Genomic DNA, 25226 nt, shown 5'->3' with positions numbered 1-25226 from the left:
TAGTGCGGTGAAGGGGAAAAGGGGAAAGGCGAAAGGGGGAAATATTTGATTTACCTGTGAAATAGTAGGTACTTACAGCAGTTTTTACAGAAACTACATCTATCTTCTAGATTATAAGTTCCTCCCCCTGCTCCCCGCTCCCTTTGCCCCCTTTCCTCTTCATGGTGCGATCGCAAGTCTCTGTGTAGCTCTATGCTGATCTATGGTGCCATTGATATATTCTTCCAGACTCATGTTCAAAGTACTTCCCAAACAAACAGCCTCGATGCATACGCGTGATGGCGTACGGTTAGATGCAGATATCTATCGTCCCAATGCGGCTGGGGAGTTTCCTATATTATTAATGAGACAACCTTACGGAAGAGCGATCGCATCAACTGTTGTCTATGCCCATCCTACTTGGTATGCTGCCCAAGGTTACATCGTAGTAATTCAAGATGTCCGAGGGCGAGGTACTTCTGAGGGAGAATTTAAATTATTTGCCAACGAAATTGCAGATGGCGAAGATACGGTAAATTGGGTTGCAAACCTACCTCACAGCAATGGCAAAGTAGGAATGTATGGTTTTTCCTATCAGGGAATGACACAGCTGTATGCTGCTACTAATCAACCAGCCGCTTTAAAAACTATTTGCCCAGCCATGATTGGCTATGATTTATATACAGATTGGGCTTATGAAGGTGGCGCATTCTGTTTGCAAACTAATCTAGCATGGGCAATTCAATTAGCTACCGAAACCGCCCGTTTAAGAGGAGATAAGGTTGCTTATCAAGCATTATTTACTGCTGCGCGTAATCTCCCTTTAAATAATCCAGAAATTTTGCAGCATCTTGCACCAGAATCTTTTTATCACGAGTGGTTAGCCCATCCCCAAGCAGATAATTATTGGGAAGAACTGTCACCCAAACGCCACTTGCAAACCGTTGATTTACCTATGTTCCACATAGGCGGATGGTTTGATACTTATTTGCGGGGAACTCTACATTTATATAAAGATATGGCAGGGCGTAGCACCACTGCTCAACATTTATTAGTTGGGCCTTGGTCACATTTACCTTGGGGTCGTAAAGTGGGTAATATTGACTTCGGCCCCAAAGCCGCCAGTCCTGTAGATAGGATGCAAATTCGCTGGTTTGACCAGTTTCTTAAAGATGTCGATACAGGTTTACTCACAGAAGAACCTGTATGTTTATTTGAGATGGGAAGTAATATTTGGCGAACTTTCCCCAACTTCCCAACCCCAAACCCAAAATCCTATTACTTATCAACTACCGGATTAGCCAGCATCTGCGAAGACTCCGGAACTTTAATCCAAAATCCAAAATCTAAAATCCAAAATTGTGTTGATGTATTGGTTCACGACCCTTGGCGACCAGTTCCTGCTTTGGGTGGTCATGCAGCCATACCTGCGGGAGTATTTGAGCGATCGCATCTTGATTTACGCTCTGATGTATTAACTTACACTACTGAACCACTAGCGACTGACTTGCATTTAGCAGGGGATGTCATAGTAGAAATCTTTTGCAGTGCTGATCAACCAAGTTATGATTTTTGTGCAGTGCTGTCCGAAGTTCATCCTGATAGGCAAGTATATAATATCACCCAAGGATATGTGCATTGTCGAGAAGGCGCAAAACCCATCCCGACTAAAATTCAACTACAAGCCACTTGTGTGCGAATAGCTAAAGGTAATGCTTTACGTCTGAGTTTGAGCGTTGCTTGTTTTCCCGCCTACTCCATGAATTCTGGAAATATTGCCATAAATAGTAGCGAAAGTTTACTAAATGCACAAATTATTACTTTAACTGTGAGTTGCGGAAATGAGGCGAGTTCTCGTGTTGTATTACCTATTGTGGCAGATATTTAAAAGCAGACAAGAGTATCAGTATCACAAATCACCAATACCGACCCAGCTATGCAGATTAAAACTAAAACTTTTCAAATTAGTCCTAAAGAATTACGAGGGATTATTGCGACCGATTATTATAAACGTATGAAAGTTTTCTTCATCCTCTTGTTGATTTTAACATCAATTAATATAGCTCTAGCGGTAATCCTGCAAAGATTTGATTGGTGGTTGATATATTTCTTAGGTTTAATCGCCTATTTTTTGTCTGTACCTCTGTGGATGCGTTTGCAGGGACGAACATCTGCCTTAAATTTTCAAAGTAGATACTGTGAAATGGATGAAAACTTTTTTACCATCTGCTTTGAAGACGGCAGTCTAACAAAAATGCGATATGAACATTTTATGAAAGTTGTGAAAAAAGGGGAATATTACTTCTTGTATATTACAAAAGCGCAATTTCACTACTTACCAGTAGCAGCTTTTGAGTCAGAAAAGGATATACACAGATTTGATTTATTTCTAGAAGGTAAACAACTAATTAAATTGTGGTAAATTGGTCGATAACTAAGAATTACGAATTCCTCTAGATTTGCGGCGTAATAGCAACATTACGACTACTCCTAACAAAAAGCCACCTATACCTGCGATCGCAGCCATAGTCTGACCCCATCGCTGCGTAGCATTTAATACCGGATTATCCAGCAGATTTGAGGAGAAATGCAGGGATTGAATCGTCCATTTATCTTGGGCTTTTTGCAGAACGGCTGTCCAGCGCAACGCCATATCAGCTGCTTTACCATCTTTAAAATAGAAAGATGCGATCGCATCTCCTGTAGAAACATCTATTTCTGGTGAAAGAAATGTTCTGACAGGCTCTCCTTTAAGCTGCATTTTGATATCTTTAATCGTGGTGGAGAATTGCTGATTCCAATACTTCTCAAACTCAGGCACTTTGTGAAAAACTTGGTTATCGACTGTTGTAATCGTAAAACTTGGGTGCAAGTAAGGTTCTATTTGGGAAAAATCGCGAGTATTTAGGGCTTTTAGCGCAATGTCTCTTGTCCGAATAATACTGTTAATATCCTGCTGGTTAACATCTGCCAAAGCCGATAGAGGTATATTCCAAATTACTATTGCTAACAAAATACTCCAAAGTACCTGGCTATAGTTGTGTATGTCTGCCGATAGCTGTTTCAGCATATGAAAAATTTTAAAATTGAGTTTAATTGAGCGTAATTTACCAAATTATTTATCATTATGAACAGTACTGATTCATCAAATTAATTTTCATCAGTTCCTAAGTAGTCCTCTAGTTAAGAAAAATCTAGGACTTTAGCCCTAATTCCTCAATTCTCTGGTTAAAATTTTTTCTCAGCGTCTATTTATTTTGTAAATTATCAAGATTTGTGGTAAAATATCTTGGTGATACTAATCATTATGCCGGGATGTAGCGCAGCTTGGTAGCGCACTTCGTTCGGGACGAAGGGGCCGCTGGTTCGAATCCAGTCATCCCGATTGTTGTAAGTTCGCAAATTATATGTCGCAATTTGCAAATTAATGTCGTTTTGACTGTTTTTTATAGTCAGTTTAATTATACTGAGTTTTCGCAAATTAATGCCGCAACTGTGATGTGATGGAGTGATTCCACTAAACTTGTAGAATATCCGTCTTTTGTCAATCTCCAGGAGGGCGATCGCTAAAAGCCCGATGAGGCAATCGATACAAGCTATACTATTAGAAAAAAGTTGGTATTGTATTTGTTATTAGAAAATAATCGCGTCAACGCTTGCTAAACAAAAGCTCGCTTAATTCAGAAATGGCAAAAGTTTTCAGAGAGTGACACAAGAGGGTTAGTTGGGTACTTCACAGCCAATTACCAATGATTATATATGCAGACCAAAAGCGGGGTGAATTGTATTGTGGATCTTTGAGCAACTTTAGCTGGGCAAAGCGCAGTGCTTCAGCTTTGCTGGTTTTGCCATCTTTGAGTTCTTGATAGAAAAGACCGACAAATTCTGCTGTTGCTTCATCATTAATGTCCCACAGGGATGCTATGGTACTTCGTGCCCCTGCCCGTACCGCAACTCCAGCTAAACCTAGTACGGCGTGATTGTCTCCCCTTGCTGTTTGGCAGGCACTCAAAAATAATAGTTCCGTGCTGTGAGATTTACTACTATCCCGACTGCGAAGAATTTTGTCAAACTGGGTGACGTTAATCGGGCCATCGGCAGCCAAAATAAAGGTATCCTCAGCGCGCGAACTAAATTCACCGTGGGTCGCTATATGCACGATATTAAAGTTAGCAGAATTAATTTTGTTTTCTAGTGCTGTGCTAGTAAACTGTTTTTCTAAAAGACTAGTTGTCGCTACTCCAGTTTTGGCGATTAACTCGAATTCCTTTTCAATACCAGGTAAGGGCTGATATTGGGAAAATTCAGGTGGAGGATTTATTAGTCCAGCTGTAATTGCTTTAAGCTGCTGTTTTGCTAGTGGCTTAGGATCGAGGAGTTGCAAACCGAGATTGAGGGAAACTGCATATTTTTCCACCAAGTATTGTTTACCATCGTATAAAGATGCCATTGGTATATTGCGTAAAACCCCATCTAAGAGAAACACCAGGGTTTTAACTTTACTTGTTTGCAATTCTGACTCAACAGGTTTGATTAGCCAATTGTAAACCTGCTGTAACTGGTTTTTAAGAGCTTTGCTGGGATATCGTTGAGTAAGATTTGCTCGCAGTTGATTCGCAATTTTTTCCACTTCTGCTTGAGGTATGCTGGTGGCATAATATCGTAGGGGTTGTTGAGGAATTTTAACAATTACCTGGAGTGATTCTGGCAGAATAATGGGGTAAAGAATAGCAGTTGTGGGATTATCTTCATCTACAAATTTATCAAGCACTACTTTTTGACCTTGTAAACAAGCTTCTCTAAAAAAGTTGTCTAGTTCTGCCAATTGCAATGCTTCAATGCGCTGGCGTGCTTTTTCGAGAATTTTGCTATCAGCTTTACCTTGTTGTGATTTTAGGAGTAGTTCTACCGATTCTCGATAGACTGGTTCTACAATGTCACGAAAGGAAAATTGTACATCTTGTCTGACAGCCACTAAGTCACTGCGGAGAGATGCCAAAGTTGCCAAAGCTGCATCATAGGCGGCAATTGCGCCTTGAATATCTCCTTGTGCTTTTAGTAACCTTGCTAATTGCCATTGCCACTGATATGCTATATCCGGTGTATTATTAGCTTGGGCTAACATTAAAGCCTGCTGAGTAAGTTTTTGTGCCTCAATCCACTGCTGTGTTTTTTCGTACAAACTGCCTAAACTACCGAGAGCATAAGCTTCTGCTCGTTTGTCCCCTAAATTGCGGGCTTGTTGAATAGCTGTAGCTAAGAGTTGTGAATTTTTAACTGTTAAATTCTCACTTCCTAATTTCAGCAGATTTTGCACAAAGTTAATTCGAGCATAGATAGCAGCACGGCTAGGGGGAAGTTGTTCTATTTGCGATTGAATTACAGGTAATAGGGCTTGAGCATCTGCTGATTTACCATCTTGAATCATCAATTTAAGTTGGTTCAGCTGTGCTTGGATTTTAATTAGGGGTGAAGAAGATACTTTGACAGTTTGTTGATAAAAAGCGATCGCTTCTGGTATTTTTCCCTCAGCATCAGCATTATTCCCCAAGCTTAATAAACTGGCAGCTATATCCTGGGGAAATTGTAGACGTTCGGCAATTTCCAGACTTTGCTGCAGGATTTTACGAGACTCTGAAAAATTGCCAGCTAACTGCAGACTATCACCAAGCGATCGCAAACCGATGACTTTTTCTTTTGAGTCTGGTTGCGATTGTAATGTCTGCTTTAATTCATTCAGTATTTTTATGGATTTTTGATCAAAACCTTGAATGCGTAATGCTTGGGCTTGATTGATTTGCGATCGCACTACACCATGATGATCTTTAAGTTGAGTAAAAATCTCTGCTGACTGTTGCCAACTACTCAAGGCTAAATCTGTTTGTCCCATCGCCAATTGCAGACTAGCTTGTACATCCAGAGATTGAGCAAGAACTCCTAAATTTGGAGTTTGCTGTTGATTAGTTGCTAATAACTTTAAGCTTTCTGTAATTGCTTGTTGTGCTTGATGCCAATCACCAAGTTCTTGGTAAGCAAGAGATAAATTACTCAGGGTTGCAGCTTGTCTTAAGGTATCTCCTTGCTGTTGATATTCTTGAACTGCTTGTTGCAAAAATTTTATAGCTTCTGCAAATCTGCCAGCATCATATAATAATTTTCCCTGCTGCAAGTTAGATGTAGCAACAGAGATTAATGTCTGCGAACTTGTCGGGTTTTTGGCAGCAAGTTTGCCTATAGCTGGTGAAATATGCGTGCATATTACAGTAGTTGCTAATAGCAGTGCCACAAAACGATAGATTTTCTCTTTAAATTTCATTTTTGAAAATATCATTTACAGTTTTTAGATCTTTGAACGTTCAGCTAAGGGACTTCCAAGTAAAAAAATATTCCATTGTTATTGTTCACTGTTGACCGTTGACTGTTAATTGTTAACTGTTAACTGTCAACAGTCAACGACTTGAACGGAATAATTAATTTTTTGGAGTTCCCTAATGTCAATTCAAATATTGCTGATGTTCATCTGTTACATTACTGGGGGCAATTGCTATAAAATACATTGATTTTATCTATCTAAATTTTGTCAAACTCTTGTGTTTTGGGAATATTGCTGGTCTCAATTATCCCAGTTAAATTGGAACCTCAAAGATATAGCAGGGACACAGCAATACTTGCCCGTTATTTACGAGAACAAGTAACAGAGGTCAGCGTCGGACTATGGGGTATAACCTTGGGTACTTCCGAAACTAGCAATAACTCTCCATTTTCATTTCTAATCAATCCCTGTGCTTCTACAATTGCTTCTGAAGGCTGATTGTTGACTTGGTTGAGATTACTATGATTATTTATGTTTTGCCCATCATCTACAGTTACCCATGTTTTAATTACAGAATCAGCTTGCTGAGATTCATAGGGATTAGAAGGCAAACCACCACGTCCGGTGATGGTAAAGGAACTACGACTATATTTACTACCCGAATTGCAAGAGTTATCAATTTTCCCGGAAGCATCCGCCACATTTGTGGGTAATTGAACTAAGCCTTTACTGGGGTCTACTTCTGGTGTATTGATAGTCACATTGCCGTTAATGCCTAATTCCGAACTAGCAGTGATTGCACTCTGTTGTGTATCTTGCGCTTGGAATCCTATGCCGAATAATCCTTGAGTAAAGATGTTAATATTACCACCCTTACCACTGTAAGCATTAGCTGTGATATCGCTGTTTTCCTGGTTAACGGCGATAATAAAGGGACTATTAATCGTAATGTTACCACCATTACCACCAGCCTTATCTGTGCCGGCTGAGGCAGTAATATTGCTGTTATGACGCAGGAATAAAAAATCTTTAATATCTAGAGTAATTTCGCCGCCAGTATTACTAGCTGTTGCAGCATTAATAAAGGCTTGATTATCTAAAGTTAAAGTCCCAGCAGTCAGGGAAATATTGCCGCCTTTACCACTACCATTACTATTTACACCGATACCTGCACCATTTTTAATGGTAAAAATTTCTGGGTCAATGGTAATATTGCCGCTATCACCTGTTGCAGTTTTTTCTGTATTGGCAAATAATCCGGTATTTGTGCCATCTAAGGTGATATTATCCCGGACTTTGACGTTAATATTTCCCGCTTTTGCTGTACCGGATGTCGTGGTGAGAAATTGTCCGCCGTTATTGGCTGTTAAGGTATTAGCATTAATGTTGATATTACCGCCTTGACCATTCATTGTTGAAGCGGAGATTTTGACACCATCATTAATATTTAAGTTTTGGGTGGTAATTTGAATATTACCTGCATCGCCTATACTTGTACTTTCAACTGCTAATTTTCCTTTACCGGCAATGTTAATATTTTCCGGTGCGGTGAGAATTAAGTCACCACCTTTACCACTGCCAGAAGTAGAAGCAGAAATATTGGAATTGGGGAACAGGGTAATATCTAAATTGGCTTGATTTGCATACGGATTGAGTTTTAATGTACCTGCGGGTGCTTGTCCTTGGGTTTCGGCAAAAATTCCCACAATACCTGCTAGGTCTAATTTGGAGGCGTTTAAGGTGATGCTTCCACCGCCTTCGGTATTTGTGGCAGTATTTGTGGCGGTGGCGGTGATGCGGGCGGTGTCGGATACGGTGAGGCTAGGTGTATTGACAATGATATTTCCGGCTTTACCTGCGCCGCTAGTTTCTACGGAGAGAATGGGGGCGAAGTCTTGCACACCGATACCGAGATTAACCAGATTCGGTGCATTGACAGTAATTGTACCGCCATTACCTTTACCTGTAGTTGTGGCGAAGATTTTACCGCCATTGGCTAATGTGACAGTGGGAGAATTGAGGGTGATGTCTCCGGCTTTACCTTCTGCTGTGGTGGAAGCGGAGATTGGTGAGGAATCTGTGAGGGTTAAGTTGTTGGCATTAATTTGAATATTGCCAGCTCGACCTATATTGCTGGTGTTGCTGACAATTTTACTATTATTGAAGGTGACAGTACCAGGACTGGTGATATTGACGTTTCCTGCGGGATTGTCGCCTTTGGTGTCGCTTTCGATGCGACTATCTTTAAATGTGAGATTACCTGTGCTGATAATATTTACATTACCTGATTGACCTACTCCACCAACATCTAGGGTAATTCCGCCCACAAATGGAACGTTGATTGTCACCTGTTTACTGGTGATAATGTTGGTATTAATCAACGATAAATCACCAAAACCGTTAACTTTAACATCTCCAGATTTGTCAGCAGAAGATAGAGTTAAAATATCCAAATTTGTAATCAGATTTTTAGCTTCTAAAGTAACGTTTCCACCTTCTCCTGAATTTCCGGTTTTGTTGGAAATAGAAAAGGAACTCAAGGTTCTAGTATTAAAATTATCATCCAGAGATGGGATTATATTCCCATCTCTGGCACTGAGAGTAATTATTCCACCATTTCCCGCATTTCCTGACGCTGAAGAGGATAAGGATAAAAGCTCGCCTATAGAGATATTACCCTGTGTAGTAGTTAGAGCGATCGCACCCCCATTACCTGCGTTTCCTGAATGTGACAATGAGAAGGAGTCTATCTCTCCTGTAGAGATATTACCCTGTGTAGTAGTTAGAGCGATCGCACCTCCAGAACCTGCGTTTCCTGATTCTGAATCTGAACGGGAGTAGGAGTATAGTTCTTTTGTAGTGATATTACCCTGTGTGGTAGTTAGAGCGATCGCACCTCCATCCCCTGCGTTTCCTGAACCTGAAATTGAGAAGGAGTTAAGGTCTTGTGTAGAGATATTACCCTGTGTAGTAGTTAGAGCGATCACACCCCCATTACCTGCGTTTCCTGAACCTGAATCTGAGAAGGCGTAAACGTAGCCTGTAGAGATATTACCCTGTGTAGTAGTTAGAGCGATCGCACCCCCTGAACTTGCATTTCCTGACGCTGATATTGACAATGACGTGGAGTTTAGGCCTTGTGTAGAGATATTACCCTGTGTAGTAGTTAGAGCGATCGCACCTCCATCCCCTGCGTTTCCTGAAAATGAAAAGGAGTAGGAGTGAAGCACGCCTGTAGAGATATTACCCTGTGTGGTAGTTAGAGCGATCGCACCTCCATCCCCTGCGTTTCCTGAAAATGAAAAGGAGTAGGAGTCAAGGCTGCCTGTAGAGATATTACCCTGTGTAGTAGTTAGAGCGATCGCACCTCCATCCCCTGCGTTTCCTGATTCTGAACGGGAGCTGGAGTTCATGTTTCCTGTAGAGATATTACCCTTTGTGGTAGTTAGAGCGATCGCACCTCCAGAACCCGCCTTTTCTGATAATGAACCGGAGTAGGAGTTCAGGTCTTGTGTAGAGATATTACCTCCTGTAGCAGTTAAAGTTATATTACCTCCACCCTGTTGAGAACTAGTATTAATGTTACCTACAGTTAAATTAACACCTGCAATCTCAGTATTTCGTCCATTGGTTCTGATCGTATTGGCAGGATTCATCTGAAAATCACCGATGCCATTAGCATCAACGTCTGCCAATATTTTAATTTTATTCACAGCAGCTAAACTGCCATTTAGACTAATATTTTTCGTCGCTGATAGATTAACTTCACCAGCAGTAGTCGCATTTCCAGCATTAATATTGCCAACATTAAGACTACCATTTGTAGCATTGAGAGTAATTGCACCGCTATTACCAGATATGTAAGTGCGAAACATCAATTTTGTCCCGTCAGCAGTTCCCCAAGGTGCAGTTTCCCCTGCTTTGTGCAAAATACCTGAAGAATCTGCTCGTAAAGGATAATCCATTATTATTAATTTCCAAATTCCTGCAGTATTCTCACCATTAAAAGACGCTAACCCCCCTACCCCTATTGGTTTAAATCTCCCTTGAAAGGGAGGTGAAGCATTATTAATATTCTTATCTGCACTATCATCTAACAAAGTATCTTGAAAGTTACGAGCATTATTTCCTATACCAAGATAAAATAACTCCAATGTTGTCGCAGATGGTGAAGTAAGATAAACGTCTAACACACTATTCCTAATATGTGATGCGGAAAACTGTACATCTAAATCTTCTATTGTTTGTGAATCTGATACTGTGAATGTAAAAAGAGCATTTGTTTGTTCAGTTCCATTCGCAGGAATATCACCCCCAGCATCTATAGCAACTGCAAAAATATCTCTTCCTTTAATCAAAGAAGTATCAATATTACCTAAGTTCAAACTCGCTCCCGAAATGCTAATATCTCTACCATTGGTTTTGATGGTATCGGCTGTATCCATCTGAAAATTACCGATTCCATTGCGATCGGCATCAGCAATAAATGCGATTTTACCGCTACCATCAGCTAAATTTAAAGTGCTATTAGTTAGAGAATCAACTGTAATATCATTAGTCGCTTGTAATATCAGATTTGTATTTCCAGACAAACCCTCTAATGTATTTTTATCGACTGTAGCATTATTATTTTCACCAATAGTCAGGTTTTTAGTATTGAGGAATAATGTAGCTGTAGCGATATTTCCTCTAGTGATTAAATTTTCTGTACCTGTTAATTGTACTATCCCTTCCGGTGCTGTTAATGTGCCTGTGTTAATCACATTTGCAGCAAGTAAATTTATACTATTCCCAGCATCAACCTTTAAATTACCTTGATTATTAATCGTCCCTTGCTGATTGCTCAACGCATTGCTAAATAACGCCCCTGGTTTTACCGTCAATAAATTACTACTTTGAGGATTAGTAGCACTAAATAACCCATTTTCACCTAATTTAATGCCATCCGCAGTAGTAGCCGTAAAAGAACCACGAATATCTAAAACTGCATCTTTACCAAAAATAATCCCATTGGGATTCATCAAAAACAGGTTAGCGTTACCCAATACCCCCAGAGTTCCCAAAATTTGAGAAGCATTCTTTCCCGTCACCCTTGTCAAAATATTTTCAATTCCACTGGGGTTGGTAAAATATGCGCCGCGTCCTGAGTCAATATTAAATTCACTAAAGCTGTGGAAAAGATTCGCCCCGCGAATTGCACCCCCATCGATTCTCTCACTGGGAATGCCTTTAATCGTATCAAGGTTGACAACTGAGGTTTCAGTGCCAAGGGTATTATCTGGGATTATTTGCGCCTTAGCCAAGCTAAAGTGAGCCAGAGTCAAGTAAGTCAGAGTGCTGACCATTAAGAAACGTATATTTTCCAAAAATCGCACTAAAAATACCTGTTTAAGGTGAAAATTGCTTTTTGGGGTATTGTACTCTTTTTTGCTGCTAGTTTTACTGAGAAAGCCGGAATGATAAATTAGTAATTATTATTGAGGCTGTGCGATCATCTTTGTGATTTTAACTTGGAGAGTGCGATCGCCTTTAGCGAGGCTTCTGCGTTTCTCTATTGTTACAAACCGCAAAAAATAGTGGAGCATTCACCTTAACCTTGCGAAGTCTATAAACTGAATTTTTCGTCTCCGAGAAGAGACTGCGATCGCCTTTTGTGGAACTCCATCGATGAGGGGATCTTTGGGATCAGGTTGATAGTTATAATCATCACAAAAGAAACTAGCTAAAACCTTGTCCAAATCCTGTATGGTCAAACAAGCTTCCTTTTCTGCATTTTCAGGACGTTCCTGAACATTAGATCCTGTATAACCAGGTAAGTCTTTGAGAACTTGAGTATTAATTGTTTTAAAAATCCGTTCTACAATACCACCTTGGTTTGGGCGATCGCACAACTCACATTGAAATCCCAGTTTCTTGCCGATGGTTTTAAGATGTTTAGAGCGAAAATCTTTTCCGCCATCAGTAAAAAAGTATTGAAAAGGAGGGCTGTATCCCCAAGCTTTGTTCAGTTCATAGTCATGGGGATACTGCTTGGGTAATATAGAATGTCTTAAGGCAAGAGCGACTTCAGCAGAACCAGGTTGTTTTATCCATAAATGGAAACCTAGAACATAACTGGAGAACGTATCAACAACAGTCGTTAACCAAGGTCGTTCAGGTAGTAACACATAATTACTATCAACTATGCCAATATCGAGTTCCGGATTGCTTGATTAATTAAGAACTAGCTGCTTTGAGAATTTCAACAATCTCTTTATGCCTACTCTGAGTTGCTAATTCTAGCGGTGTAGCACCGTTATTCCCTTTAATATTTAAATTAGCACCTGATTTTACTAAAATCTTGACACCTTCGATATTATTTTGCCAAACAGCATCATGTAAAGCAGTATAGCCGTTATAAGGGCCTTGAGCATTGATATCAATACCATGATCAACTAATACCTGCATTACTTCTGGATGTCTTAAATAAGCAGCTGCGTGTAGTGCAGTTGCTTTCATACTGGAGTCTACAGCATTAATATCAGCACCAGCATCAATTAGCAACTTTACCATTGCCGCATTACCGTTGGCAGAACTCACAATTAACAAGCTATTACCACTACTATCTGTTTGGTTGACATCCGCACCTTGAGCAATCAGTTGTTTTGCCAGGTTAATATCATTAGTCTTGACTGCGTCTACTAATTTTTTACTCATACTTTACCTATTTCAACATTGCCTATTTGATACCCAAAATTTTCACCCAATGATCAAGCCATAGGTAAAAACATCAGTAAAGAATTTAGCTTTTGTACATCTAAGAACAAAAGACCTCTTGCAGAATTATTTTATGGTAGGATAAAAAATCTTGACATAAATTTGCTCGGACAATACGATACGAACAAACGTTGCGATTGTCACTTCGCTGCGCTCCGAATTCAAAATTCGTCTTCTCCCAAAGAGAGAGGCTACGCCAAGGAAAGTTTGCAAGGGCGGGGAGAACCCCAACACACAACTTTCCGCAAAATCCAAAATACTATGACCACTGTGCAACTTGCAGCTTTAATTCTTCAATATCTAAATAATCATTAATAAAAGCTTTACGTAATAGCGGGTAAGGAATAAATTCATCATATTTTTGTAGTTCTGGTGCTTCTGCTTCACTGATTAAATATTCCGGTGTAATTCTTTCTTCTGCCAATGCTGCAATTTCTGTAGCCAAATATGGAAATTTATCCTTTCCTAATTTAAGTATCAGATAATAAGGATTTACCCCACCAATACTTTTAATTTCTAAAGATTCTCGACAACAATAATTGAGCCATCTTTCTAATGTGCGGTAAGCTAAAGTTCCCATCCAAGGGAATATACAACATTTACCATTTTCTAATCTCAATATATTCTGTTGATCTAACCCAGCTTTTATAAATAATTGCCGAGTTTTTTGTAACGCTTGCAAAGCATTAGTTTGTAAGTAGCTATATTCTAAATCTTCGAGCAATACTTGCCGCATTCTTTGCAAAACTTTGGTATGGATAATTCCACTACCACCACGCCAATAAATGCTAGCTTTACCTTCTATTGGTTTAGCAGTAATTACCCTTTTTTTAAAGTCAATTTCTACTACTTCCCAACTTCTACCAGCTAAAGCAAATTGATTACCCACAGGAGGTGGCTTTAAAATACTACCAATTTCTGTTCCCCCTTGCTTCACAGTATATTCTTGACTATCAGCAAAGACGGCATAAAATTGAAACTTGTTGACAATCTTTTCACCAGCCAAACCAATAATTAATTTACCTGTTTCTGTTTTATGAATATGGTCAATATCAATTAAATAGCGTAGCAATAATTTAAAATCTTCTGGAGAAATTTCTGCAAATGGTGGTAGGCTGAACACTTGTTTAGCTAAAGCTGTAGGTGAAAGTTCACCTGTCGCTACTAAAATACTCATTGTTTGGTGATAAAGCAAACTTAAAGGGTATTTTACAGGCTTTATCGGTTCGATCCAACGTTCTTCTAAATAAAGTTGAATAATTGCAATACATTGCAGTAATTGCCAAGGAATTTGTTCGGGGAGGGGTGCTTCTAATGATGGTTGATTTTCTGCACAAATAAAGCGCATATCTGCAGCTTCACCTCTTCTCCCAGTACGTCCTAAACGTTGTAAAAAACTAGCTACAGATAAGGGTGAATCTAACTGAAGTACTCTTTCTAAATGACCAATATCTATACCTAATTCTAGAGTGAGAGTAGCAGCTGTAACTGCTGGATTATGCGGTTCGCGCATCGCATTTTCCGCCTGTTGTCGCAAACTAGCAGATATACTACCGTGATGTACATGATAAATGTCTGGTGATGCTTGTTCGCTAGCAATTCGCCTTAAGGATGCAATCACAGATTCCGTTTGCGTGCGATTATTTGCAAAAATCAGACACTTGCGCGATTGACTCAGATTAAATAAATATCTATCGTATGGAGTTACTTCTATTTCATCAACTTCATCATTAAGATAAAAATGTTCTACAGCTAATTTAATCTGGCGTTTACCTGCTTCAATTTTTGGCGTAATTACTGACTTTTCAGTTCCCGAACGTAACCAATCTTCTGCCATTGAGTAATCGCCAAGTGTGGCTGATAAACCAATTCTTCTGGGTTGTTTTTGTGTAATGTTTGCCAAACGTTGCAATTGACAAATAATTTGACAACCGCGTTCCGAACCCATAAAAGCATGAATTTCATCAATTACCACAAACCGTAAATCGCCAAATAAGCGAGTTAATTCATGGTGTTTATTCACTAATAAGCTTTCTAATGATTCTGGTGTAATTTGCAGAATCCCTTTAGGGTTCTTTAAAAGCTTATTTTTATGACTTTGACTCACATCACCATGCCAATGCCATACTGGGATATCTGCCGCTTTTAGCAAGCCATTGAGACGCTCAAATTGGTCATTAATTAAGGCTTTAATGGGGCCAATATATAATGCACCGATGGTAGTCGAAGGTTTTTCATGTAATTGAGTTACTACAGGTAAAAATGCCGCTTCTGTTTTTCCTGCAGCCGTTGCAGCCGCCACTAGCAAGTGAGCATCAGTATCAAAGATAACTTGACAAGCAGCAATCTGTGCTGGACGTAATTCCGTCCAATTATGCTCGTAAATATATTCTTGAATAAACGGTGCTAGGCGATTAAAAGTATCGCTCATAGGATATTTTGTTGCAAATTTTGTTCAGCATTATATAGCAGTTTTAATCAGTTATGAAAAACAAAATTCCCCGTTTATTGATGAAACTGGGAATCTTAGTTTGATATTCTAAAAAAATTAATCAGAAAAATTCTCAATAATTTTGATAAAATTTAGTGACTGTCAGCTTTAACAGTCACACTTGCGCTTCATCCACTTTAATGGGAATTAACAGAGTAATGTTTACATAAGTGCAAACCTCTCATGATTGCGCCTAGCAATATGTCTATTAATTAACCAAATCTACCGCTCACATAATCTTTGGTATCTTGCTGCTGCGGATTGTTGAAAATCAATTCGGTCGCATCATATTCTACCAAATAGCCGCTACGACCGCCTTTGTCTGACTGTTGGACATTGAAAAACGCTGTCTTGTCAGAAACCCGTGCAGCTTGTTGCATATTATGAGTCACGATCACAATGGTGTATTTCTCTTTGAGTTCGTGAATCAGTTCTTCAACTCGCAACGTAGAGATGGGGTCAAGCGCTGAACATGGTTCATCCATTAAGATAATTTCTGGTTGTACTGCGATCGCTCTCGCAATACACAAGCGCTGCTGTTGTCCACCAGATAAAGCAAAAGCACTTTGGCGCAGCTTGTCTTTAACTTCATCCCATAGAGCTGCTTGTTTAAGGCTGCGCTCTACTAACTCATCCATATTACCTTTATAGCCGTTAATTCTTGCACCAAAAGCAATATTGTCGTAAATAGATTTAGGGAATGGATTTGGTCTTTGAAATACCATCCCAATTCGCCGTCGCACCTCTACTGGATCAATGTCGGGTGCATACAGATTTTTATCGTAATAATAAACTTTGCCTTCTGCGCGGAAGGATTCAATTAGGTCATTGAGACGGTTGTAACATCTCAGCAATGTACTTTTACCACAACCAGATGGGCCGATAAATGCTGTAACCCGGTTTTTGGGGATATCTAGCCAAATATCCCGCACAGCTAAAAAGTTGCCGTAATAAATGTTCAGGTTCTCTGTACGTAAAACGGTGTCAGTACCATTAACTGTGCTAATGTTAGTAGCCATAAAATAGTCTAGTGTAAGTTTGGGGTAGTTAATATGCCCTAGAGATTAGGTTGCACTAAGCTTTTTGGCGAGTTGCCCAACGTGCAATGATACTGGTAATCAGCACCATCAACACTAAAATTAGCGACGCTGCCCAAGCTAGTGACTGTAAATTTTTAAAGGGAGTAATCGCGAAGTTATAAACCAACACAGCCAGCGATGCTGTTGGTTGGAATAAGCTACTGGGCCAAAATTGTGAGAACAAAGCTGTAAATAATAATGGCGCAGTTTCTCCAGCTGCTCTTGCGATCGCTAGCGTGATCCCAGTGACAATTGCTGGTAAAGCTGCTGGCAATACTACTTGTGCTACAGTTTGAAATTTCGTAGCGCCTAAGCCCAAAGATGCTTGCCGTAAATCTTGTGAGACTAATTGCAATGCTTCATCAGTTGTACGTACAATAATTGGCAACATCAAAATTGCTAAAGCAAAACCACCACCTATGGCCGAGTAAGAACCCAAGTTGAGCTTTACTAAGGTTAAAACTATAATTCCATAGGCAAACACCCCAGCAATAATTGAGGGCACACCACTAAGGATATTGGTAGCAAACCGCACAACTCTCGCAATTTTACCGGAACTAAATTCTGTTAAATAAATTGCTGCCAAAACCCCAAAGGGGATACTAATCAAGGCACCAATTCCGACCATCAACAGCGTACCTAAAATCGCATTACCAAAACCGCCTCCCTTTCTTAGAGGTGCTGGCGGTAATTCTGTAAATATACTGGGACTGAGACTGCTAAAGCCTTGAATCAGCACATACGAAAGCACGGCCAACAAAGGTAAAAGCGCCAATGCCCCACAGATAAATGCAACAACGGTCATCACTGTATTAAACAGTGTCCGCTTAGACATGGGGGCGCGTGTTAGGCTGCTTTCCGGATAACTAGTAGTCATAATTCAACCTACAACCACCCTAAATTCGCTTCATACGAAGAACAATTAACTCGGCAAAAATATTAACTATTAGTGTTAAAACAAACAAAACTAAAGCAGCATACATCAAAGCTGCTACTTGCAAACCACTAGCCTCCGAAAATTGATTGGCTAGTAAGGAAGAAATTGTATTGGCTGGCGCTAACAGTGAAAAACTGATGTTATTAGAGTTCCCAATTAACATCGTCACCGCCATTGTTTCTCCCATCGCCCGACCCAGGGCCAACATCACAGCACTGACGATACCCGAAAAAGCCGCAGGAATCAAAACTTGAAAAATTGTTTCCCAACGGGTTGCACCCAGCCCTACAGCTGCTTGACGCAAACTAGGAGGGATGGAAATTAAGGCATCACGAGATATAGCTGTAATGATGGGCAAAGTCATGATTGCTAAAATTACTCCAGCTGGCAACATTCCAGGGCCAGAGGGAGGAGTACTAAAAATGGGTAAAAAGCCCAAGGAACTATTGAGCCATTTTCCCACATTGGTAATAATTGGGACTAATACAAAAATTCCCCAAATGCCGTAAACAACGCTGGGAATAGCAGCGAGTAGTTCCACCAAAAATACCAATACCAAGCGTATTTTCGATGGCAGAAAATTTTCACTTAGTAAAACAGCAGTACCAACACCAATGGGTACAGCTAGCAATAAACCAATAAAAGAACTCACTAGAGTTCCATAAACTTGCGGTAGTACCCCATATTGGTTGTTAACTGGGTTCCAATTGCTCTGGGCTAGAAAGCCAGCACCAAACTGTTGAATGGCAGGCCAAGCACCAATACTAACTTGTAAGGTAATCCACAATAAAGTAGCAGCGATTCCCAATGCAAAAATCCGCGTCAGCCAAATAAAGCCCCGATCCAGCGACTTATCTATTCCAGAACGACTTTTAATAGCTGAGAGCAGATTATGAGTATTTGTAGCCATGAATACTGACTTTAACAATATAGATCGAGAAAAATGTGGGAGAGAACCAAATTAGATAAGATTGTCGCCAATTAATCCTATTTAACTCAAAATCAGGATTAAGTATTGGGGAGCGCCAAGTAAGCGACAAGTCTATATAATTTACTTAGTCAATTTAGTTTGACTAATATATGCTCCCATAATATAGCTCTTGACTTTCAAGTTAAAAATCGCTATTTACTAGCACTGGTATTGCCACCAACAGCAATCTTATAGTCTGGACTGATTTGATCGGCAGCAGTCGCTACCTTAGTAATCACATTTTGAGGTAAGGGAACATATCCTAGTTCAGTGGCTAACTTTTGCCCATCAGTTAAAGCGTACTCGATCATTGCCTCTACTGCCTTGCCTTTGGCAGCATTATCATATTTTTTGTATGCCAAAATCCAAGTATAAGTAACGATGGGATAGGATTCTGCACCTTCTGGATCTGTAATAAATTCCCGCAAATTTTCTGGCAAAGTTACTGATTCTAAAGTTTTAGATGCAGAGGCATCATTCGGTGTAATAAATTGACCGCCTTTATTTTCTAGAGCCGCAAATTTGAGATTATTTTGTTTGGCGTAGCCATATTCAATGTAACCAATTGAACCTTGAGTTTGTTGAATTTGGGCAGTGACACCTTCATTACCCTTAGCACCAACACCTACAGGCCATTTTACACTTTTACCTTCACCTACTTTAGTCTTCCATTCTGGACTGATAGCACTAAGGTGTTTGGTAAATACGCCTGTTGTACCGCTACCATCAGAACGATATATAACTGAAATTGGCTGTTTCGGCAGTTTAGCGTTAGGGTTAGCCTTAGCAATTAAGGGATCATCCCAGGACTTGATTTTACCTAGTAAAATATCTGTGTAAACTGCTCGTGGGAGTTTTAGTTCTGGAACATCAGGCAAGTTGTAAGCTAGCACAATACTACCAGCAGTTACAGGCAACAAAATTACACCCTTTTGTACCTTCTGGATTTCATCATCCTTCATGGCAACATCGCTAGCACCAAAGTCTACAGTACCTTTGATAAATTGCTCAACACCAGCACCACTACCAACTGATTGATAGTTAACTTGCAAGTTAGGATATTTTTTGTTCAAATCAGTAAACCAACTTGCGTACAGAGGTGCTGGAAAGGAAGCACCAGCTCCAGTCAAGCTGATATTTCCACCAAGATCTAAGGTTTTACCAGGATTGGAGGCAGTAGCATCTGTAGCAGTACCAGGTGTCTCCTTGGTAGCTGTGTTATCTGTTTGCTGTCCACCGCAAGCAGTTAAGCTAAATGTCAGTGCTAACACTGATATTGAAGCTGCTATACGAATATATTTGGTTGCGCTTGTACGTAAGTGCATTGCTGTCAAATTTTAGTCAACTTCCAAGTGAGCGCTTCTAGAATACCTCTCCAAGGTAAAATCTAAGGTAAACAAAAGGTTAACAAAGTAAAAAATCTCTGTCTTTTTTAGATGAATTTTTCAAATATAATTATTTATTAAATGATAAAATTTATACCTCGTTATGGGACATTTAATCAATAATGCTGAGTTAATTATTAATGTATATATTTACAAAGTCTGTTGATTAATGTAGTGTTAGGGGCTCAAGCCAGAAAAAATTATTCAATTCAAGCAAAAAGTGATAATATATACGACTTTAATTTTTAGACCACTGCCAAGCAGTTAGTACTATTTTCAGCTATTAAAACCACGCTTAAGCGATAAATTAATACTCAGTATAATCTGATCTACACAAGGAGCGATCGCTAACAAATTTAACTGAAAAGCACAAAATTATATCTACTGCTGCAAGTGCTAGCACAAATTAAATTTGCATACTAATATCTGTCGTGTTTGTTGTAGCTTGTTGAGCTTGCTTATTCCTTCTATATTTATATAATGTTTGCCGCTTCCAATCAATTATTATGGTCTATGATTGGCTTACTCCTGACAATGGGGGGCACCTTCCTTGAAGCCTATGGTGTTAGCTTACCTTGGAGTTGGAGTCAGCACAGAATTCAAACTTTTTCTTTGGGTGTTAGCTATCAAATTGGTGCGGTGCTACTAGTAGGTTGTTTAGGAGGTAAAAATGCTGGGGCACTCTCCCAAATTGCTTATTTAGTGATGGGTTTAACCTTGCTACCTGTTTTTTCTGAAGGTGGTGGTATTGGTTACGTTAAATTAGCTCACTTTGGTTATCTACTAGGTTTTATTCCGGGGGCTTGGATTTGTGGTTTTTTAGCCTTTAAAGCCAGACCTAGATTAGAAACCCTAGCTTTTAGTTGTCTTTGTGGCTTGTTATCTGTCCACATCTGCGGTATTAGTTATTTGATGATTAGCTATTTTTTCCAGTGGCAAGGCACAGAAAACTTGACATTAATACAAGCAATCTTCAGATATTCCTGGTCAGTATTGCCAGGACAATTTACTGTAGTCTGTGCCGTCACAGTAATAGCATATATATTACGTCATTTAATGTTTTATTAATTCTTGAGAAAATCAGCAATATAGGTTAGGCGATAAAGATTAAAAATACAATAAAATTTTCTTTTTTATTCCTAATCTCTATTATCTAGCCCCTAGTCTCTAGTCCCTAATTTCATGCGTTTAAAAAATAACCTGTTCTGGATCGCCGCCCTCATCGCTTTTTTCATAGACCAATTAACAAAATATTGGATAGTACAAACCTTTAAATTGGGACAAACACTACCCTTATTACCAGATATATTTCACTTCACCTATGTGACTAATACTGGTGCTGCTTTTAGTCTTTTAAGTGGCAAAGTAGAGTGGTTGCGTTGGCTATCTTTAGCAGTTAGTTTAGTTTTAATTGGAGTGGCATTATTTGGCCCCTTGTTAAATTTTTGGGATCAGTTGGGCTATGGCTTGATTTTAGGTGGAGCTATGGGCAATGGTATTGATCGGTTTATTTTAGGTTATGTGGTTGATTTTCTCGATTTTCGGCTGATTAATTTTGCTGTATTTAATATGGCAGATTCATTTATTAGTATTGGTATTGTTTGTTTGCTAATTGCTTCTTGGCAAAAAACACCAACTTCCAATAACAGGACAAGGTAAATCAAGCTGTTGTTATTTGTTTGTAGCTATTTGGTATTTGTGATTTTTCCCAACTCTCCCATCTTCATTCATATAAAAAGTAGGGAAAAGCACATACACTGACCACGTAATAAGAAAAGCCTGGAAATTAATTCTCCCAGGCTTTTATTAGCTCAAATTTTTACAGATATTGTTAAAATTTTGACAGCCAACAATCTAAATTAGTTTTTAATTACCATGAGCTAGAGCTTTAGGTAAACCACTATTTAGAAGGCTGTAATGGAGAAGTACTGGGTTCAGTAGTACTGCTTGGCATGGTAGAAGAATCTGGGGTAGTTGTGCTACCTGGTGTTGCTGGAGCTACACTACCAGGAGTACCAGATTCAGGAATGGTAGTGCTGCCTGGTACTGGAGTCATTTTATTGGTACTGCCAGAATCTGGGCTAGTAGTGCTGCCTGGTGTTGCTGGAGTAATCTTTGTGGGGCTACCAGACTCAGGGGTAGATTCAGGGGTAGATGTGCTACCTGGTGCGGGAGTAGTTGTATCCGAAGGGGCAGTCCCTGGTGTTGTATTTGTATCGGAAGGACTAGTCCCAGGTATAGTGGTCGTGCCTGGTGTTATGCTGTCAGGTTTAGTAGACCCTGGTGTAACGCTGGGCCCTGGTGTTGTATTATTCTCAGGAGTGGGGCTGGTGGGGCTGGTTGTAGAACCAGTGCTAGGACTACCAGTGTTAACTGCTGCGCCACCAGGACAACGGGAATTAAGCGGAAAGTATTCACACAGAATCTTCATGCCTTCTGGTGACATTTTGATTTCCGTTGGTGCACTAGTGGACGAGCTATCAGCTTGGGCAATGGAGGATTTACTAGACTGGGCTGCAGCAACATTAGCACTTAAAGCCAAAGTTAGAGCTGTACCAATCAGGCTCAGAGATTTTCCCTTCATTCTGAATTAACCTCAACGGAACACTCGGCCCATTAAAACAAACAAAGTTAATTATAAAATCTGTCTAAATAGGGATATACATTTTGGCTTTAGCGTGCTTTATATCTGTTGAAGCGGTAAAATTTACATCGATTATTTTTTCATTATCAGTTGCTAAGATGACAAAAGCAAATCGCTATACACTGCCTATGAATAACATTAACACTAGATATAATCAGCATTATCGTTGCATCATAAAAATTATTGAATATGTAAATAAGTGTTCACGATTAATATCGTAAATACGCTTAATATAGATTGCGTAAGTGTATTATCAAATTTGAAAAAATCAGTATAGCCAATTTATGCTTTGGCTTGTGATTAAAATAGGGTAAGACAACCATTCAGATTGTAATCTGCCGATTCTTTATTAATAGCCGTGCTGTAAGTAGCCGATGAGTTCCCCCCAACCCCCCCAAAAGCCACAAACTATACTTGGTCAACTGACACAAGCCGTACATACGATTCAAGCTAGAGTAGATTTTTCCAAACTAGCGCTCAAACCTAATGCTAAAGTACCGGAACTCTTGGTGCAGGATGCGGGGTCAGATAAGGCAGAGGTTTATCCATTGTTGGGCGATCGCTATGTGTTAGGTCGTAGTTCTAAATCCTGCGATATAGTGATCCGTAACCCGGTAGTTAGCCAAATTCACTTGTCATTATCACGGGATTCTACGCAGCGCACTCCCGTTTTTGTGATTAAAGACGAGAATTCCACCAATGGTATTTACCGTGGGAAGCGACGTATTAGTTCTTTAGAATTACGTCACGGTGATATTTTTACCTTAGGCCCGCCAGAACTAGCAGCTTCTGTGCGGTTACAATATATCGACCCACCAGCTTGGTATGTGAAAGCAGCAACTTGGACTGCTTATGGTGTTGGGGGTGTAAGTGCTTTAGTAGCTTTAGCAATTGGCGTGGAATGGTTGAAATTTTCCGTGAGGCCTTTACCTACAGCTACCCGTGCGCCAGTAATTGTATACGCCCGTGATGGTGCTACCCCACTGCGCGAACCCAGAACCACATCTCACGTAGATATGAAGCGGTTGGAGGATTTTGGCCCTTATCTACCCAAAGCGGTGATTGCTTCCGAAGATAGTCGTTATTACTGGCACGTTGGGGTTGATCCATTGGGGATTTTACGCGCTGTATTAATTAACAGCCGCAGTGGTGATGTGCAGCAAGGTGCGAGTACTGTTACCCAGCAAGTTGCCCGGAGTTTATTCCGTGATTATGTAGGTAGGCAAGATTCTCTGGGACGGAAATTGCGGGAAGCAGTAGTAGCGTTAAAACTAGAGACTTTTTACAGCAAAGACGAAATTTTGCTGACATATTTAAACCGCGTATTTTTAGGTGGGGATACCTCCGGTTTTGAGGATGCTGCTAAATATTACTTTGAGAAGTCGGCTAAAGATTTAACTTTGGCAGAAGCAGCAACCTTGGTAGGAATTTTACCCGGCCCTAACGCTTTTGATTTTTGTGGCGATGGTCAAAATAAGCTGCAAGCTGCTGAATACCGCAATCGCGTGATTAAGCGGATGGTGGAAATGGGCCAAATTAAAACGGAGGATGCTAACCGCGCTAGACGTTCCACTGTGCAGGTTAGCCCTAAAGTCTGCGAACAGCAAGCTAAAACTCTCAGTCCTTATTTTTATAACTATGTCTACCAAGAATTAGAACAAATTTTGGGGGAGGGAGCCGCAAAAGAGGGCAATTATATTATTGAAACCCAGCTAGATCTGGGAATACAAGCGCAAGCTGAAGCCTCCTTACGCAATTCAGTCAATAACTCAGGTGCTAGTTTTGGCTTTTCTCAGGGGGCGATGGTGACCTTGGATTCCAGTACTGGTGGAATTTTGGCAATGGTAGGAGGCACGGATTACAAAAAAAGTCAATTTAATCGTGCAGTTCAAGCTAAAAGACAACCAGGTTCCACCTTTAAAATTTTTGCTTACACCGCGGCGATTCAGCAAGGAATTTCACCATATAGAAGCTATTCCTGCGCGCCTTTAACTTGGCAAGGCTTTACCTATAAACCTTGTCGTGCTGGTGCTGGTGCTAGTTTAGATATAGCTACAGGTTTGGCTCTTTCAGAAAATCCGATTGCTTTGCGGGTGGCGCGGGAAATTGGCTTAAATAAAGTCGTAGCTATGGCCCAACGTTTAGGGGTAAAGTCACCACTCGATCCTGTTCCCGGTTTAGTGCTAGGTCAAAGCGTCGTTGATGTTTTGGAAATGACTGGTGCTTTTGGCGCAATTGGTAATCGGGGAGTATGGAATCGCCCCCATGCCATTAGTAGAATTTTAGACAGTAGCGATTGCCGCGATCGCAAAGATTTAAAAACCTGTCGAGTAATTTACTCCTTTGACCAAGATCCTGATGCCAATAGACGAGTACTATCTGATGACGTAGCCGATCAAATGACAACTTTGATGCGCGGAGTAGTTACTAGAGGTACAGGTAGAAGTGCGGCTTTGGGATTAGGAGAAGCTGGTAAAACAGGTACAACCGATAAAAACGTTGACTTGTGGTTTATCGGTTTTATTCCTAGCCGTCGCTTAGTAACTGGTATTTGGTTAGGAAACGACAACAATTCCCCCACTTCTGGTAGTAGCGCTCAAGCAGCCCAGCTATGGGGGAATTATATGGGACGAATTGTGAAGTAAAGAGTCAAGAGTCAAAAGTCAAAAGTC

The 25226-nt window shown here is 40.0% G+C and carries 16 protein-coding genes and 1 tRNA gene; 7 read left to right on the top strand and 10 right to left on the bottom strand.

Going from position 1 to position 25226, the window contains the following annotated elements:
- The first annotated feature begins 232 nt into the window (after positions 1-232).
- Together AACU25_RS21840 and AACU25_RS21835 are read left to right on the top strand one after the other, a co-directional pair.
- Complete coding sequence (locus tag AACU25_RS21840) at positions 233-1867, top strand: CocE/NonD family hydrolase (RefSeq protein ID WP_096579223.1); 1635 nt, start codon at positions 233-235, stop codon at positions 1865-1867.
- 48 nt (positions 1868-1915) lie between these two features.
- Positions 1916-2401, top strand: coding sequence for a YcxB family protein (locus AACU25_RS21835; protein WP_096579221.1), 486 nt, complete (start codon positions 1916-1918; stop codon positions 2399-2401).
- A 12-nt stretch (positions 2402-2413) separates the two neighbouring features.
- Here the strand turns inward: AACU25_RS21835 and AACU25_RS21830 are convergent, their stop codons facing one another.
- Entirely contained in the window at positions 2414-3049 is a 636-nt protein-coding gene (locus tag AACU25_RS21830; protein ID WP_096579219.1) for a YybH family protein, read from the bottom strand.
- A 241-nt stretch (positions 3050-3290) separates the two neighbouring features.
- Here AACU25_RS21830 and AACU25_RS21825 point away from each other — a divergent pair.
- Positions 3291-3364, top strand: a tRNA-Pro gene (locus AACU25_RS21825).
- A gap of 348 nt (positions 3365-3712) precedes the next feature.
- Here the strand turns inward: AACU25_RS21825 and AACU25_RS21820 are convergent.
- The 9 genes from AACU25_RS21820 to pstS form a co-directional block, all read right to left on the bottom strand.
- A complete protein-coding gene (locus AACU25_RS21820; RefSeq protein ID WP_096579217.1) occupies positions 3713-6295 on the bottom strand; it encodes a CHAT domain-containing protein in 2583 nt (860 codons plus the stop codon).
- 359 nt (positions 6296-6654) lie between these two features.
- Entirely contained in the window at positions 6655-11637 is a 4983-nt protein-coding gene (locus AACU25_RS21815) for a two-partner secretion domain-containing protein (protein WP_096579215.1), read from the bottom strand.
- Between the two features lie 240 nt (positions 11638-11877).
- Entirely contained in the window at positions 11878-12459 is a 582-nt protein-coding gene (locus AACU25_RS21810; RefSeq protein WP_321206842.1) for a hypothetical protein, read from the bottom strand.
- A 49-nt stretch (positions 12460-12508) separates the two neighbouring features.
- On the bottom strand, positions 12509-12988 hold the full coding sequence (locus tag AACU25_RS21805) for an ankyrin repeat domain-containing protein (RefSeq protein ID WP_096579213.1): 480 nt from the start codon (positions 12986-12988) through the stop codon (positions 12509-12511).
- 319 nt (positions 12989-13307) lie between these two features.
- The gene (locus AACU25_RS21800) at positions 13308-15479 is read right to left on the bottom strand and encodes a DEAD/DEAH box helicase (RefSeq protein ID WP_096579211.1); all 2172 of its coding nucleotides are present in this window, start codon (positions 15477-15479) and stop codon (positions 13308-13310) included.
- Between the two features lie 272 nt (positions 15480-15751).
- Positions 15752-16558 (bottom strand): phosphate ABC transporter ATP-binding protein PstB, encoded by an 807-nt coding sequence (gene pstB / locus AACU25_RS21795; RefSeq protein WP_096579209.1) that lies wholly within the window; start codon positions 16556-16558, stop codon positions 15752-15754.
- Between the two features lie 55 nt (positions 16559-16613).
- The gene (gene pstA, locus AACU25_RS21790; RefSeq protein ID WP_096579207.1) at positions 16614-17495 is read right to left on the bottom strand and encodes a phosphate ABC transporter permease PstA; all 882 of its coding nucleotides are present in this window, start codon (positions 17493-17495) and stop codon (positions 16614-16616) included.
- Positions 17496-17514: 19 nt separating this feature from the next.
- Complete coding sequence (gene pstC / locus AACU25_RS21785; protein WP_096579205.1) at positions 17515-18465, bottom strand: phosphate ABC transporter permease subunit PstC; 951 nt, start codon at positions 18463-18465, stop codon at positions 17515-17517.
- A 212-nt stretch (positions 18466-18677) separates the two neighbouring features.
- Positions 18678-19850 carry a phosphate ABC transporter substrate-binding protein PstS gene (pstS, locus tag AACU25_RS21780; protein WP_096579204.1) on the bottom strand — a complete coding sequence of 391 codons (1173 nt, stop codon included), beginning with the start codon at positions 19848-19850 and terminating at the stop codon, positions 18678-18680.
- 540 nt (positions 19851-20390) lie between these two features.
- Here pstS and AACU25_RS21775 point away from each other — a divergent pair.
- The 4 genes from AACU25_RS21775 (at position 20391) to AACU25_RS21760 (ending at position 25199) form a co-directional block, all read left to right on the top strand.
- Complete coding sequence (locus tag AACU25_RS21775) at positions 20391-20978, top strand: biotin transporter BioY (RefSeq protein WP_096579202.1); 588 nt, start codon at positions 20391-20393, stop codon at positions 20976-20978.
- A gap of 114 nt (positions 20979-21092) precedes the next feature.
- A complete protein-coding gene (lspA, locus tag AACU25_RS21770; protein WP_096579200.1) occupies positions 21093-21569 on the top strand; it encodes a signal peptidase II in 477 nt (158 codons plus the stop codon).
- Positions 21570-21862: 293 nt separating this feature from the next.
- Positions 21863-22504, top strand: coding sequence for a hypothetical protein (locus tag AACU25_RS21765; protein ID WP_190445943.1), 642 nt, complete (start codon positions 21863-21865; stop codon positions 22502-22504).
- A 424-nt stretch (positions 22505-22928) separates the two neighbouring features.
- Positions 22929-25199, top strand: coding sequence for a transglycosylase domain-containing protein (locus AACU25_RS21760; protein ID WP_096579196.1), 2271 nt, complete (start codon positions 22929-22931; stop codon positions 25197-25199).
- Positions 25200-25226 lie beyond the last annotated feature (27 nt).

It is taken from the genome of Tolypothrix tenuis PCC 7101 (assembly GCF_963874875.1).
In the GTDB taxonomy this organism is placed as follows: domain Bacteria; phylum Cyanobacteriota; class Cyanobacteriia; order Cyanobacteriales; family Nostocaceae; genus Aulosira; species Aulosira tenue.
The sequence above is the reverse complement of the archived record's forward strand: the minus strand, read 5'-3'. Positions and strand labels throughout refer to the sequence as shown.

Coding starts and splice junctions, on each gene's coding strand:
- pstS (WP_096579204.1), bottom strand. CDS start 19,850: ATGCACTTACGTACAAGCGCAACCAAATATATTCGTATAGCAGCTTCA.
- lspA (WP_096579200.1), top strand. CDS start 21,093: ATGCGTTTAAAAAATAACCTGTTCTGGATCGCCGCCCTCATCGCTTTT.
- AACU25_RS21805 (WP_096579213.1), bottom strand. CDS start 12,988: ATGAGTAAAAAATTAGTAGACGCAGTCAAGACTAATGATATTAACCTG.
- AACU25_RS21840 (WP_096579223.1), top strand. CDS start 233: ATGTTCAAAGTACTTCCCAAACAAACAGCCTCGATGCATACGCGTGAT.
- AACU25_RS21820 (WP_096579217.1), bottom strand. CDS start 6,295: ATGAAATTTAAAGAGAAAATCTATCGTTTTGTGGCACTGCTATTAGCA.
- AACU25_RS21765 (WP_190445943.1), top strand. CDS start 21,863: ATGGTAGAAGAATCTGGGGTAGTTGTGCTACCTGGTGTTGCTGGAGCT.
- AACU25_RS21835 (WP_096579221.1), top strand. CDS start 1,916: ATGCAGATTAAAACTAAAACTTTTCAAATTAGTCCTAAAGAATTACGA.
- pstA (WP_096579207.1), bottom strand. CDS start 17,495: ATGACTACTAGTTATCCGGAAAGCAGCCTAACACGCGCCCCCATGTCT.
- AACU25_RS21760 (WP_096579196.1), top strand. CDS start 22,929: ATGAGTTCCCCCCAACCCCCCCAAAAGCCACAAACTATACTTGGTCAA.
- pstB (WP_096579209.1), bottom strand. CDS start 16,558: ATGGCTACTAACATTAGCACAGTTAATGGTACTGACACCGTTTTACGT.
- AACU25_RS21800 (WP_096579211.1), bottom strand. CDS start 15,479: ATGAGCGATACTTTTAATCGCCTAGCACCGTTTATTCAAGAATATATT.
- AACU25_RS21775 (WP_096579202.1), top strand. CDS start 20,391: ATGTTTGCCGCTTCCAATCAATTATTATGGTCTATGATTGGCTTACTC.
- AACU25_RS21815 (WP_096579215.1), bottom strand. CDS start 11,637: ATGGTCAGCACTCTGACTTACTTGACTCTGGCTCACTTTAGCTTGGCT.
- AACU25_RS21830 (WP_096579219.1), bottom strand. CDS start 3,049: ATGCTGAAACAGCTATCGGCAGACATACACAACTATAGCCAGGTACTT.
- pstC (WP_096579205.1), bottom strand. CDS start 18,465: ATGGCTACAAATACTCATAATCTGCTCTCAGCTATTAAAAGTCGTTCT.